The organism is Herminiimonas sp. CN (genome assembly GCF_000622895.1).
Classification (GTDB): domain Bacteria; phylum Pseudomonadota; class Gammaproteobacteria; order Burkholderiales; family Burkholderiaceae_D; genus AVCC01.
Genome location: NZ_AVCC01000025.1, coordinates 1 through 13,560, shown reverse-complemented (window position 1 = coordinate 13,560; position 13,560 = coordinate 1). Strand labels below are relative to the sequence as shown.

The window sequence follows — 13,560 nt, the reverse complement described above, 5'->3', positions numbered from 1 at the left end:
GCGTCACGAATTATAGCGTTTTCTGCGTAACTACAAAACGATATCCAATTTACCCATCGGCGGCGTATCTGTATCTTCCAATTCGGCAAGTGTAAAAGCAACTGCCTGGTTGCGGCCCTTTTGTTTGGCCCGATACAGTGCTGCATCTGCTCTGTGAAGCAGATGGACTGGATCGCAATCGGTATCCGGCGCCCAAGTACAGAAACCGATACTGACCGTGAGCAAATCGGAGGTGTTGGATTTCAGGTGCGGAATCGCCAGGTCCAAGACCGCGCAACGGAGTTTTTCGGCAAAATCAGCAGCGCTTGGCGCGGATAGACTAGGCAATACCAGCACGAATTCCTCGCCGCCATAACGTGCGGCCACATCGGTTGCGCGCGACAATTGCGACTTCAACGCCTTGGCCACGCGCCGCAACGCCCGATCGCCCTCCAGATGTTGGTAGTAATCGTTGTATTCCTTGAAATGATCGATATCCACCACGAACACCGACAACGTGTGGCTTTGCCGTTTGGCATGACCCAAAGCGATCTTGTAGTGCTCATCGAAAAACCGTCGGTTGTAAATACCGGTCAGGCTGTCGGTGATGGTTTCCCGCCGCAACACCTCGGAATGGGATCGCAACACTTTTTCGCGCTTGATCGAAATACTGGCATCGGCCACCTGAATCAGGCAACAACGCTCGCCCAGACGGGAGCGGATCGGCGTGATCGTGATCGATTGATGCATCCGGATCCCGGATTGCTGCATCTCGGCGCTGTCGTAGAGCGGCAAAGGACAGCGATGCAGCGCGTTCGACAGCACTGCCGGCAAGCCGTAAGTCAGCGTATTTTTGATTGCAGCTCGAAATGCCGGTGCCAATGGTTCGGAAAACACTCCGATGATTTGGGCATTGAGCGCATCTGCCCGTTCAATGTTGCTGCGCTTGGCAATCCATTCGTTCCACAGCAGGATATAGCCATCGGCATCGACAATCATCAAGCCGAGATTGACTGCATCGAATATCGCCTCGACATCAAAGCGGCCTGGTCCGGTTGGGTTCATCGCATGCCGTCGATAAAACGTTGAATTTGCGCCACCAGGTTGCTCAGCGAAGTCGAACTCAATAGAAAAATAAGATGACCTGCGGTATGCCGTTTCTCGATCGCCAGATCGATGTGCAGCAACAGGATATAGGGCTGATCCGAATTATCGGCAATCCTGTGCAGAATATTGTGCAGGGATTCGACCGCATAGCTGGGCAGCGAGCTGTCCATGGTGATGCCGAGCATATCGGCGATCGCGGACAGGCAGGCATTCAGGATGATGTTGCCGAGCTCGCACATCGCTTCCTGCTCGAATTCGGCCAGCTGTTCGATGCTCATCTGCGAGCCCATCATGTCGCGCACGATTTCGAGAGTATTTTCTTCGGAAAACAAGAGCACCGCATCGGCATTAAAAGGGCCGCTGAATTGCTGGCTGACCGCGCCGAATTTGGCATCGTTCTGCATCAGCAACTTGGCATCGACCTCATCAGACTTGATGATTTCTATTGATGGCACTGACAATTTGACTTCGTCGCCGACAATTTCGCTCAGACTGGAAGCAGCGCGGCCGGCGCCGACATTGAAGATTTCGGTTAATGCGTCCAGATGCTCATGAGTAAGCAGGCTCACTGGGCACCTGCAAAATGATCCAGGGCCTGGGCGATGGATTTTTCGGTAACCGGCTTGGCGACAAAAATGATGCCCAACAAACTGGCCCGTGCCTGATAGGCGCCCTGAATGTTGGCCGAGAACATCGCCATCCGCAGCGTCGGATATTTGGCCAGAATCAGTTCTGCCGCATCGGAACCGGAAATCCCCGGCATGTTGATATCCATGGTGCAGTAGTCAGGCAAGTCCTGATCGACCAGCGCAATCGCTTCCGCACCGTTGGCCGCCTCGGAAATGATCCAGGCCGGATGCTTTGCCAGCACATGAGCCCGGATAATCATTCTCGATACCTTGCTATCATCGACGATAAGCAACTTTTTAGCGGATCCATCCAGTGTCATGACAATTCTTTGTTGGTGTAGGCACAGCTATTTTACATCAGTGCCTCGCTGCAATATAGCCCGAAAGAAATGCTCGGCACTTTCACGCTGCAGGATTTTGTCAAGCATCGGAAACTGCACCGTTCCCCGGATTTGCCCAAGTCCTCCCTTATAATGCGCATTTACGCAAACACACACGCAAAATCATGGAATTAGCCAAGTCTTTCGAGCCCGCCGACATTGAACAGTTCTGGCGCACGGAATGGGAACAGCGCGGATACTTCGCCGCCACAATGGATGCCGGCAAGCCGTCGTTCTCGATCCAGCTGCCGCCGCCGAACGTGACCGGCACCCTGCACATGGGGCACGCGTTCAACCAGACCATCATGGACGGCCTGACCCGCTACCACCGGATGCGCGGCTTCAATACCGCCTGGATTCCGGGCACCGACCATGCCGGCATCGCGACCCAGATCGTGGTCGAGCGCCAGCTCGATGCGCAGAAAATCTCGCGCCATGACCTGGGCCGCGCCAAATTCCTGGAAAAAGTGTGGGAGTGGAAGGAAAAATCCGGCTCCACCATCACCGGCCAGATGCGCCGCCTGGGCGCGTCGGCCGACTGGCAGCGCGAATACTTCACGATGGACGAGCCGCGCTCCAAGGTCGTGACCGATGTCTTCGTGCGCCTGTTCGAGCAGGGCCTGATCTATCGCGGCAAGCGGCTGGTGAACTGGGACCCGGTGCTGGGCACCGCGGTGTCCGACCTGGAAGTGGTGTCGGAGGAGGAAGACGGCTTCATGTGGCACATCCGCTATCCTTTAGCGGATGGCAGCGGCCACCTGACGGTCGCTACCACGCGCCCGGAAACCATGCTGGGCGACGTCGCGGTGGCGGTCGATCCGACCGACGAGCGCTACACCCATCTGATCGGCAAGATGCTGGTGCTGCCGCTGTGCGGCCGTGAAATCCCGATCATTGCCGACGAATACGTGGACAAGGAATTCGGCACCGGCTGCGTGAAGATCACGCCGGCGCACGACTTCAACGATTACCAGGTCGGCCAGCGCCACAATCTGGAAAAAATCAGCATCCTGACGCTGGACGCCAAGATCAGCGGACATGCACCGGCTGCCTACCAGGGCCTGGACCGCTTCGCCGCCCGCAAGCAGATCGTCGCCGACCTCGACGCCCAGGGCTTGCTGGCCGAAGTCAAGCCGCACAAGCTGATGGTGCCGCGCGGCGACCGCACCGGCGTGGTGATCGAGCCGATGCTGACCGACCAGTGGTTCGTCGCGATGAGCAAGGCTGCGCCGCAAGGCACGCATTTCCCCGGCCAGTCGATTGCCGAAGTGGCACTGGAAAAGGTCGCCAACGGCGAAATCAAGATGGTGCCGGAAAACTGGACCAACACCTACAACCAGTGGCTCAACAACATCCAGGACTGGTGCATCTCGCGCCAGCTGTGGTGGGGCCACCAGATTCCTGCCTGGTACGACGAAGACGGCAAGATTTATGTCGCCAAGACCGAAGCCGAGGCGCAAGCCCAGGCCGGCGACAAGAAGCTGACCCGCGATGAAGACGTGCTCGACACCTGGTTCTCGTCGGCGCTGGTGCCGTTCTCCACCCTCGGCTGGCCGGAAGAAACCCCCGACCTGAAGGCCTTCCTGCCGTCCTCGGTGCTGGTGACCGGCTTCGACATCATCTTCTTCTGGGTCGCCCGGATGGTGATGATGACAACCCACTTCACCGGCCACGTACCTTTCAACACCGTCTACGTGCACGGCCTGGTGCGCGACTCCAGCGGCCAGAAGATGTCGAAATCGAAGGGCAACACGCTGGACCCGATCGACCTGATCGACGGCATCGATGTCGAGGCGCTGGTCGCCAAGCGCACCACCGGCCTGATGAATCCGAAGCAGGCCGACAGCATTGCGAAGGCCACGCGCAAGGAGTTCGGCACCGGCATCCCGGCCTACGGCACCGATGCGCTGCGCTTCACGATGGCCAGCTATGCGTCGCTCGGGCGCAACATCAACTTCGACCTCGGACGCTGCGATGGCTATCGCAATTTCTGCAACAAGCTGTGGAACGCGACCCGCTTCGTGCTGATGAACACCGAAGGCCATGATTGCGGCCTGGACAGCCAGGCCGACGGCGTTTGCAAGAGTGATTATCTGGACTTTTCGCAAGCCGACCGCTGGATCGTGTCGCAGCTGCAGCGCACCGAGGCCGAGATCGAAAAAGGCTTTGCCGATTACCGCTTCGACAACATCGCCTCCGGCATCTACAAGTTCGTCTGGGACGAGTATTGCGACTGGTATCTGGAGGTGGCCAAGGTGCAAATCCAGCACGGCAGCGAGACGCAGCAACGCGCGACCCGCCGCACCCTGCTGCGGGTGCTGGAAACCGTGCTGCGCCTGGCGCATCCGGTGATTCCGTTCATCACCGAAGCGCTGTGGCAAACGGTCGCGCCGCTATCCGGCAAGGCGCTGAACCCGGCCGGCGACAGCATCATGCTGCAAGCGTACCCGCTGCCGCAGCCGCAAAAGATCGACGAGCAGGCCGAAGCCTGGATGCACCAGCTCAAGGCGATGACCGACGCCTGCCGCAACCTGCGCGGCGAGATGCAACTATCGCCGGCGCTGCGGGTGCCGCTGATCATGGAAGCTGCGGATGCGGCCGAAAAAGCGCAGCTGCAATCCTTTGCGCCGTATCTGCAAGCGCTGGGCAAGCTGTCCGAGGTGCAGGTGGTCGATGCGCTGCCGGAATCGCCAGCGCCGGTATCGATCGTCGGCAGCGCCAAGCTGATGCTGAAGGTGGAGATCGACGTGGCCGCCGAACGCGAGCGCCTGGGCAAGGAAATGACGCGACTGGAAGGTGAAATCGGCAAGATCGACACCAAGCTGGCCAACGAGAGCTTCGTCGCGCGCGCGCCGGCAGCGGTGGTCAACCAGGAAAAGGAGCGCTTGTCGAACTTCTCCTCGACCCTGGAAAAACTGCGCGAGCAGTTCGCCAAACTGCCTGCCGCTTAACCATTTTCGGCGCGAAAAAGCACCAAGCCGCATCCCCTCTCCTGTCGGCGGGAGAGGGTTTGAGGAGAGGGTTTGAATAAGCGGCAGACCCCGGGATCCCACGGAATTCAGACGAAAGAAATGCTCATCCCTGCCAGATCGACAGCGGAAAACGCGGTGGTCCAGGTCTGTCCTGCCTCGATCGGGACCGCGGCGGCCCAAGCGCCGCTAGCGATGATTTCCCCTGCCTGCAACGGCGCGCTCCGCGGCTGGGTCTGCAATAGCCGGTGCAGTTGCAGCAGCGCATGCACCGGGCTGCCCATCACATCCGACCCGTAACCTGCGCCGCGCAAGGAACCGCCGCAGGACAGCGAAACGCTGGCATTGGACAACACCACATCGAGATTATGGCGCGATGCCGACGACAGCGGATGAGGCTCGCCGATCAGCAGCGCGCCATGCAGGCCGAAAGCGGCAATCGCATCGGCTGCGGTGCATTGCCAGTCCGGATAGGGGCAGATAACGATCTCCACCCCGTGTGCGATCCATTCGATGCAATCGGCCAGCGCATCCAGATCGGCATCTGCCGCCGGCGTGCGCCGCAGCCGAAATACCGCAGACACTTCCAAACGCGGCTGCAAGGCGCCGGCCAAACTCTGGATGCCGTGATTCCTGCTCACTGTGCGCACCGTGGTATCGAACAGCGGCGCCCAAATCAGCGTACCGCAGGCAACGTTATCGTCATATTCGGAACCGATCTTGCGGTCAATGAAGCCGATCCTGCGCCCGACTGCCGTTTCGCCCTGGGCAATGCGGGCGACGCTGATGCTGTGCGCAATATCATAGGCATCCTGCAGCGACAGGCTGGCCGTGGACGACAAGGGAGCAATCAGATGCGAGCGGGCGCGCGCATCCAGTAGCTGATGAGCATAACGATTGGCAAGGGAAGACATCAACATGGCATTGACTGGCAAGCAAACGCTGCACGGTTTTATATTGTCAGCGTCATCCTGCGTTTATGCAAGCGCATCAACACAGTACCTGATAAAAAACAAGGATATGCAGGGTATAATAAAAAACACCGTGTTGTCGCACTATTTTTGTGCGGCTTGAACAATACCAGTTACAGTATCAAGGCTCCAGACGCTCCATCGCAGCCCAGTGCTCGCCATTCGGCCCGACGCTAGGCGCTGCGATGCCGAAGTGCACATAGGCGGCAGGCGTGGCGATGCGGCCGCGCGGCGTGCGCTGCAGGAAACCCTGCTGGATCAGGTACGGCTCCAGCACGTCCTCGATGGTGTCGCGCTCCTCGCCGATGGCGGCGGCCAGATTATCGATCCCGACCGGACCGCCGCCGAACTTGAACAGCACTGCCTCCAGCAACTTGCGATCCATCAGGTCGAAGCCGACCTTGTCGACATCGAGCATCACCAGCGCCGCATCGGCGATGTTTTTGGTGATGTCGCCATTGCCCTTGACCTCGGCATAGTCGCGCACCCGGCGCAGCAGGCGGTTGGCGATGCGCGGCGTGCCGCGCGAGCGCTGGGCGATCTCGAACGCGCCATCGTCCTCGATCGGCGCCTTCAACAACGATGCGCTGCGGCGCACGATGCGCGTCAGCTCCGTTGCGGTATAGAATTCGAGCCGGGCGACGATGCCGAAGCGGTCGCGCAAGGGATTGGTCAGCATGCCGGCGCGGGTGGTGGCGCCCACCAGCGTAAACGGCTGCAGGTCGAGCTTGACGCTGCGCGCAGCCGGCCCCTCGCCGATCATGATGTCGATCTGGTAGTCCTCCAGCGCCGGATACAGGATTTCCTCCACCACCGGCGACAGCCGGTGGATCTCGTCGATGAACAAGACGTCGTTGGCTTCCAGGTTGGTCAGGATCGCCGCCAGATCACCCGGGCGCTCCAGCACCGGGCCGGAAGTCTGGCGCAGGTTGACGCCCATCTCGCGCGCGATGATGTGCGCCAGCGTGGTCTTGCCCAAGCCCGGCGGGCCGAACAGCAGCGTGTGGTCGAGCGCCTCCTGGCGCTGCCGCGCAGCAGTGATGAAGATCTCCAGCTGGCCGCGGATTTTTTCCTGGCCGACGTATTCGTCCAGTTGCTTGGGGCGCAGGGCGCGCTCCATCGCCTCCTCGACGTTCGAGACGGGTGTGGCGGCAATGATGCGCTGCTCGGTAAAACTGTCGGTCTGGATGCTCATGAATATTGTTATCCTTTAGACAATGCCTTCAGTGCCAGCTTGATGCCTTCCGAAACCCCGCTGCCGGCCGGAATCTGCTTGCTGGCTTGCAGCGCTTCCTTGTCCGAATAACCCAGCGCCAGCAGCGCGTTGAGGATATCGCTGGCCGAGTCGCTCACCAACAGGCCGGCACCGAGATCGGCGCCGAGCTTGCCCTTCAGCTCCAGCAACAGCCGTTCGGCGGTTTTCTTGCCGATGCCGGGCACCCGGGTCAGGCGACCGGCTTCCTGCAGCGTGATGGCCTGCGCCAGGTCGGATACCGACATGCCGGACAGGATGGCCAGCGCCATGCGCGCCCCGACCCCGGTGATCTTGATCAGCTGCTTGTAGACATTGCGCTCCTCGGCGCTGCCGAAGCCGTACAGCAGGTGGGCATCCTCGCGCACCGCCAGATGGGTCAGCAGCACCACCTTCTCACCCAGCGCCGGCAGGTTGTAGAACGTGCTCATCGGCACGCTGACCTCGTAGCCGACGCCATTGCAATCTATCAATAACTGGGGGGGATTTTTCTCGAGCAAAATACCGGACAGGCGGCCTATCATGATGGTGAAACCCCGAAAAATAAGTTGCAGCCATCATACAGGACTGCATTCCACTGAGTATACATACAGCATGCGTAATTTAATCCATGCATTGGCGCAACACCTGCATCGGTACCGCCGATTACGCATCGCCGGCAGTCTGGCCGGCGTGCTGTGGGCGCTGCCGTTGAGTCTGCCGGGCCTATTGCTGGCGCTGCCAGTGCGGATGATGCATGGCCGCATCGAACGGCTGACGGGCAGCGTGCCAGCACTGCTGGTGCGCGGCCCGCTGGCCGATTGGCTGCTGGCGCGGCACCCGTTCGGCCCGATGGCGGCGATGGCGGTCGGCCACATCGTCATCGCCCGCCGGCACGGCTTGACGTCGCAAACATTACGCCATGAACTGGCGCATGTGCGGCAGGCGGCGCTGTGGGGGGCGGCGTTTCCGCTGGCCTACCTGGCCGCCAGCGCCTGGGCCCTGCTGCACGGGCGCCAAGCCTACTGGCACAACCATTTCGAGATCGCCGCGCGCAAGGCGGAACAGCATTTTCCGTCCGAATGAAAGCTAACCGACCAGCCGCCCGCCCCTCACGCGCAGGCCGCGCTTGGTCAAGGCCGGGGCCAGCTGGCCCAGCATGGCCAGCGCCTCGCCGCTGTGGGCATGGCAGATCGCCACCCCCAGCGCATCAGCGGCATCCGGTCCGGGCAGGCTGGGCAACAGCAGCAGGCGCTGCACCATGTCCTGCACCTGCTCCTTCTTCGCCTTGCCGTGGCCGACCACCGCCTGCTTCAGTTGCAGCGCGGTGTATTCGGCCACGTTCAGGTCGGCACTGACCAGCGCGCAAATCGCCGCGCCGCGCGCTTGCCCGAGCAGCAGCGTGGATTGCGGATTGACGTTGACGAACACCTTTTCGATCGCCGCGCAGTCGGGCCGGTAGGTGCGGATGACTTCGGCCACGCTGTCGAGGATGACCTTCAGGCGTTGCGGCAGGCTGGCATCGGGCGTCTTGATGGTGCCGGAGGCAATGTAGAACAGCTTGTTGCCCTGCTTGTGGATGACGCCGAAGCCGGTAGTGCGCAGGCCGGGGTCGATGCCGAGGATTTTCATGGGAGCTTATGCAGCGCAGGACGGGTGCAACCCATCCTGCCGGACTGAACGCCAACTTCCTGTGCCGCGAGCGACACCGGAAGTGAAATGGCGGACATCAATCAATGACGGAAATGACGGATGCCGGTGTACAGCATCACCACGCCGCGCTCGTCGGCCGCATCGATCACTTCCTGGTCGCGCATCGAGCCGCCCGGCTGGATCACGCAGGTCGCGCCGGCGTCGATCACCACATCCAGGCCGTCGCGGAACGGGAAGAACGCATCCGACGCCACCGCCGAACCGTTCAGCGACAGGCCGGCGTTCTGCGCCTTGATCGAGGCGATGCGGGCCGAATCGACCCGGCTCATCTGGCCGGCGCCAACGCCCAGCGTCATGCCGTTGGCGCAGAACACGATCGCATTCGACTTGACGAACTTGGCGACGCGCCAGGCGAACATCATGTCCTGCAATTGCTGCGGCGTCGGTTGCAGCTTGGTGACCACGCGAACATCGGCCGGGCCGACGTTCCTGGCATCCGGCGACTGCACCAGCAGGCCGCCGCCAACGCGCTTGATGTCGAACGGATTCATGCCCTTGCCCAGCGGGATTTCCAGCAGGCGCACGTTCTGCTTGGCGGCGAAAATCTGCTTGGCTTCGGCGGTAAACGACGGCGCGATCAGGACTTCGACGAATTGCTTGGCGACCGCTTCGGCTGCCGCACCGTCGCAGACGCAATTGAAGGCGATGATGCCGCCGAAGGCCGAGGTCGGATCGGTCTGCAGCGCCTTGCTGTACGATTCCAGCGCATTGGCGCCGACTGCCACGCCGCACGGATTGGCGTGCTTGACGATCACGCAGGCCGCGCCGTCGAAGGTTTTCACGCATTCCCAGGCCGCATCGGCATCGCCGATATTATTGTAGGACAATTCCTTGCCCTGCAACTGGGTGTAGTTGGCCAGCGCGCCGTCGAACGGATTCAGGTCGCGGTAGAACGCCGCCGACTGGTGCGGGTTTTCGCCGTAGCGCATTTCCTGCACTTTCTCGGCAGCGATGTTCAGCGTTTGCGGGTACGGGCTGCGGGTGGCATGCGCGTTGTCGGCCCCCAGGCTGGTCAGGTAATTGGTGATGGCGCCATCGTATTGCGCGGTGTGCGCGAACACTTTCTTGGCCAGCACAAACTTGGTGTCGTAGCCGACTTCGCCGTTGCCGGCTTTCAGCTCGGCCAGCACCGCGCTGTAATCGAGCGGGTCGCAGATGACGATCACGTCCTTGTGGTTCTTGGCCGACGAACGCAGCATGGTCGGGCCGCCGATGTCGATGTTTTCGATCGCGTCTTCCAGCGTGCATTCGTCCTTGGCGACGGTCTGCTGGAACGGGTACAGGTTGACCACCACCATGTCGATGGTCGGAATGCCGTGCTGCTCCAGCGCGGCGACGTGCTCGGGCAGATCGCGCCGGGCCAGGATGCCGCCGTGCACTTTCGGATGCAGCGTCTTGACGCGGCCGTCCAGCATTTCGGGGAAGCCGGTGTAATCGGCCACTTCGGTCACTGCCACGCCGTTGTCGGCCAGCAGTTTGGCGGTGCCGCCGGTGGACAGGATGTTGACGCCCATCGCCGACAGCGCGCGCGCGAAGTCGAGCACGCCGGTCTTGTCGGAGACGGAAATGAGAGCTTGTTTGATCATGATGAGGTTCTCTGGATCTGAAGTGGCTAAGGTGAAGGCAGCGGCAAAGCTGCCGCACCCCTCACCTTATCCGCCTCCGGTTTACAGCAGCCCGTGCTGCTGCAGCTTCTTGCGCAGGGTGTTGCGGTTGATGCCGAGCATTTCGGCTGCCGACGACTGGTTGCCTGCGGCGCGTGCCATCACGACTTTCAACATCGGCTTTTCGACGCTCAACACCACCATGTCATACACGTTCGACGCCTGCAACTCGCCCAAATCGTTGAAATATCTCTCAAGACTTTGCTGAACGACTTCCTGGATACTTTCTTTGCTCATGCTTTTCTTTTAATTCGTGAAGGTTCGTGAATAACTTAAAAAACAGACGGGTATTTTTGAAAACGCAAGTAATTATTACGGGAAACACATGGTTTTTTCATATACTCCAACCACAACCTGAATGCGGCGAAAATGCGATGCGACATCAGGCCACCAGCGCAGGTTTGGAGAGGCCATATTGTAACCGCTCGCCATACGCCAACTGCGCGTCGAAAAATGTATTCAGCGCCTCCAGTTGCGCATCGACCGATTCCAGCCGGTTCATGCGCTGGCGAAAATCCTCGCCGCCGGGCAAATCGCGCACGTACCAGCCGATATGCTTGCGGGCGGTGCGCACACCCAGATAATCACCGTAAAACGCGTAATGGGCGCGCAAATGCTCGATCATCAGCGGCTGCACTTCCGCCACCAGCGGCGCCGGCAAATGGCTGCCGGTCTGCAGGAAATGCGCAATCTCGCGGAAAATCCACGGCCGCCCCTGCGCCGCGCGGCCCACCATCACCGCATCGGCGCCGGTAGTGTCCAGCACGAAGCGCGCTTTTTCAGGAGTCGTAATGTCGCCGTTGGCCACCACCGGAATCGTCACCGCCGCCTTCACCGCCGCAATCGTCTCGTATTCCGCCGCGCCGCTGTAACCGTCGGCGCGGGTGCGGCCGTGCAGCGTCAGCATCGCAATCCCGGCCGCCTCGGCCATTTTCGCAATCGTCAGCGCATTCCTGTTTGATCTATCCCAACCGGTGCGAAATTTCAGCGTCACCGGCACATCCACCGCCGCCACCACCGCATCCAGGATCTGCTGCACCAGTTGTTCGTTCTGCAACAGCGCCGAACCGCACCAGCTGTTGCAGACTTTTTTCACCGGACAGCCCATGTTGATGTCGATGATCTGCGCGCCGCGTTCGACATTGAAGCGGGCGCATTCAGCCAGCATGACCGGATCGGCGCCGGCGATCTGCACCGCCTTCGGCTCCATCTCGCCGGCGTGATTGATGCGGCGCGTTGATTTTTCGGTCTGCCACAGCTTCGGGTTGGAGGCCGCCATCTCGGACACCGCATAGCCGGCGCCGAGCTGCTTGCACAACTGGCGAAACGGCCGGTCGGTCACGCCCGCCATCGGTGCGACGAATACATTGTTGCGCAGCAAATAGGGGCCGATATGCACGATGGGCGACAGGGAATGATTGAGGGGGGACGCTATTCTATCCGAATTATGCTTACAAAATAAGCATAATCACGGCACCCGCTGATCGACCTCATCCAGCGCAGCGGCGTCCAGATGCGCCACCTCGCCCCAGGACAGCAGCCGCAGCGCATCGCCTTCCAGGCGGAAGCGATTGATGCTGGCATTCAGGATCGGAAAGTCGCGCGGCGTCGACAACGGCAGCGCCAGCGCCGCCCGGTACGCGCATTCCAGCACGCCGCCGTGCGCCACCAGCGCGATCTTTTGCCCCGGATAGCGGCGCGCCCAGTGCAACATGGCAGCTGCAATGCGCGCATGGAAAGCGCGGAAGCTCTCGCCCTGGCGCTCGCCCGGCGGAAATACAGCATCGATGTCGCGCGCTTGCCAGGCAGCAAAAGCAGCAGGATAGCGCTGGCTGATGTCGCTGTAGTACAAGCCTTCGAACGCGCCGTAGCAGCGCTCGCGCAAGCCGGAGTCGCAGATCACTTCCATCGGGCCGGCCTGCTGCCGGGCGACCGCCTGCGCGGTTTGCCGCGCCCGCTGCAAGTCGCTGCTGATGATGGCCGCCAGCGGCTCATCGCGCAACGCCAGCCCCAAGGCGTCGGCCTGCGCCTGGCCCTGGTCGTTGAGCGCGATGTCGGAATGTCCCTGCAGGCGCTTGACGGCATTCCAGGAGGTTTCGCCGTGCCGGATCAGCAGTATTTCAGTGCTCTTGCTCACAGTCTCTTCATTATCATCGCTTCATCCCGGCTGCCACGCCGCCAGTGCCGGCGACAGCGTATAGCTGCCGCCGATGCTGGTTTGCGCCAGGATATGGCCATCCATCGCCGCCAGCGCCTGCTGCGCGGTAAAGCCGCCTTCAACCAGCAAATGGGGGATATCCAGCGCATACAGGGTAAAGGTGTAGTGATGCAGGATGGAATCATTCCACGGCGGACAGGGGCCGTCGTAACCGTAATAGTCGCCCGACATGTCCTGATCGGAAGCAAACCAGACGGTGTAGTCATTGATGCCCTGGCGTGCGCCGTGCAGGGTTTCCGGCCCCGGCTTGCCGCGCGCCAGCACGCCATCGCAGAATTCGCCCTCGGCAATCGCCAGCATGTCCGGCGGCAGATCGACCAGAACCCAGTGGAAGAAATCAACCCGCGCCAGATCGGCCGGAACCTCGCGCCCCAGCTGGTTGACATCATCGCCTTGCGACGGTACATCGCGGTCGTGGCAGATCACCGCCAGCGACCGGGTGCCGGGCGGCACGTCGCGCCAGCCGAGATGCGGGTTCTTGTTGTCGGACAAGGCGACATGGGCCCTCGGGTCCATCTTGCAAAATGCGAATTTGGCAGGAATGCTGCCGCCGTTCTTGAATGAATCGCTCCAGATTTGCATGATCGCTCCTCCTCATCGTTGCCAGGACTGGCCTGCTTCACACCAATATACCAGATACCGTATTTTTAATAATCACAGTAAATTACTGCGAAAAACCAGTATTTTAAGGCATACCCC

General features: G+C 60.9%; 14 protein-coding genes. 2 read left to right on the top strand and 12 right to left on the bottom strand.

The window, feature by feature from the left end; genetic code table 11:
- Positions 1–30: 30 nt before the first annotated feature.
- The 3 genes from HMCN_RS0107590 to HMCN_RS0107580 are packed head-to-tail and all read right to left on the bottom strand — an operon-like array spanning position 31 to position 2,035.
- Positions 31–1,044 (bottom strand): GGDEF domain-containing protein, encoded by a 1,014-nt coding sequence (locus HMCN_RS0107590; protein WP_025916814.1) that lies wholly within the window; start codon positions 1,042–1,044, stop codon positions 31–33.
- Positions 1,041–1,655, bottom strand: a complete 615-nt coding sequence (locus HMCN_RS0107585) for a chemotaxis protein CheX (protein ID WP_025916813.1) — start codon at positions 1,653–1,655, stop codon at positions 1,041–1,043. The genes HMCN_RS0107590 and HMCN_RS0107585 overlap by 4 nt, the downstream gene beginning before the upstream one ends.
- Positions 1,652–2,035, bottom strand: coding sequence for a response regulator transcription factor (locus HMCN_RS0107580; RefSeq protein ID WP_025916812.1), 384 nt, complete (start codon positions 2,033–2,035; stop codon positions 1,652–1,654). The genes HMCN_RS0107585 and HMCN_RS0107580 overlap by 4 nt, the downstream gene beginning before the upstream one ends.
- Before the next feature lie 185 nt (positions 2,036–2,220).
- On the opposite strand from HMCN_RS0107580, the gene HMCN_RS0107575 reads away from it, so the two are divergent.
- The gene (locus tag HMCN_RS0107575; RefSeq protein ID WP_025916811.1) at positions 2,221–5,046 is read left to right on the top strand and encodes a valine--tRNA ligase; all 2,826 of its coding nucleotides are present in this window, start codon (positions 2,221–2,223) and stop codon (positions 5,044–5,046) included.
- Between the two features lie 107 nt (positions 5,047–5,153).
- Here the strand turns inward: HMCN_RS0107575 and HMCN_RS0107570 are convergent, their stop codons facing one another.
- From HMCN_RS0107570 to ruvA, 3 genes are all read right to left on the bottom strand, one after another.
- A complete protein-coding gene (locus tag HMCN_RS0107570) occupies positions 5,154–5,984 on the bottom strand; it encodes a 2-keto-4-pentenoate hydratase (RefSeq protein ID WP_025916810.1) in 831 nt (276 codons plus the stop codon).
- A 172-nt stretch (positions 5,985–6,156) separates the two neighbouring features.
- A complete protein-coding gene (gene ruvB, locus HMCN_RS0107565) occupies positions 6,157–7,230 on the bottom strand; it encodes a Holliday junction branch migration DNA helicase RuvB (RefSeq protein WP_025916809.1) in 1,074 nt (357 codons plus the stop codon).
- Positions 7,231–7,238: 8 nt separating this feature from the next.
- A complete protein-coding gene (ruvA, locus tag HMCN_RS0107560) occupies positions 7,239–7,811 on the bottom strand; it encodes a Holliday junction branch migration protein RuvA (protein WP_025916808.1) in 573 nt (190 codons plus the stop codon).
- A gap of 70 nt (positions 7,812–7,881) precedes the next feature.
- On the opposite strand from ruvA, the gene HMCN_RS0107555 reads away from it, so the two are divergent.
- Complete coding sequence (locus HMCN_RS0107555; protein WP_025916807.1) at positions 7,882–8,352, top strand: hypothetical protein; 471 nt, start codon at positions 7,882–7,884, stop codon at positions 8,350–8,352.
- Positions 8,353–8,355: 3 nt separating this feature from the next.
- On the opposite strand, the gene ruvC is transcribed toward HMCN_RS0107555, so the two are convergent.
- From ruvC to HMCN_RS0107525, 6 genes are all read right to left on the bottom strand, one after another.
- Positions 8,356–8,898 (bottom strand): crossover junction endodeoxyribonuclease RuvC, encoded by a 543-nt coding sequence (gene ruvC / locus HMCN_RS0107550; RefSeq protein ID WP_025916806.1) that lies wholly within the window; start codon positions 8,896–8,898, stop codon positions 8,356–8,358.
- Between the two features lie 101 nt (positions 8,899–8,999).
- A complete protein-coding gene (purH, locus tag HMCN_RS0107545) occupies positions 9,000–10,565 on the bottom strand; it encodes a bifunctional phosphoribosylaminoimidazolecarboxamide formyltransferase/IMP cyclohydrolase (RefSeq protein ID WP_025916805.1) in 1,566 nt (521 codons plus the stop codon).
- Positions 10,566–10,646: 81 nt separating this feature from the next.
- Positions 10,647–10,880, bottom strand: a complete 234-nt coding sequence (locus HMCN_RS0107540; RefSeq protein ID WP_025916804.1) for a helix-turn-helix domain-containing protein — start codon at positions 10,878–10,880, stop codon at positions 10,647–10,649.
- Between the two features lie 145 nt (positions 10,881–11,025).
- Positions 11,026–12,042, bottom strand: coding sequence for a tRNA dihydrouridine synthase DusB (gene dusB, locus HMCN_RS0107535; RefSeq protein ID WP_025916803.1), 1,017 nt, complete (start codon positions 12,040–12,042; stop codon positions 11,026–11,028).
- 69 nt (positions 12,043–12,111) lie between these two features.
- Positions 12,112–12,780: a histidine phosphatase family protein gene (locus HMCN_RS0107530; protein ID WP_025916802.1), complete on the bottom strand. Its 669-nt coding sequence runs from the start codon at positions 12,778–12,780 to the stop codon at positions 12,112–12,114.
- A gap of 21 nt (positions 12,781–12,801) precedes the next feature.
- Positions 12,802–13,443 carry a YbhB/YbcL family Raf kinase inhibitor-like protein gene (locus HMCN_RS0107525; protein WP_025916801.1) on the bottom strand — a complete coding sequence of 214 codons (642 nt, stop codon included), beginning with the start codon at positions 13,441–13,443 and terminating at the stop codon, positions 12,802–12,804.
- Positions 13,444–13,560 lie beyond the last annotated feature (117 nt).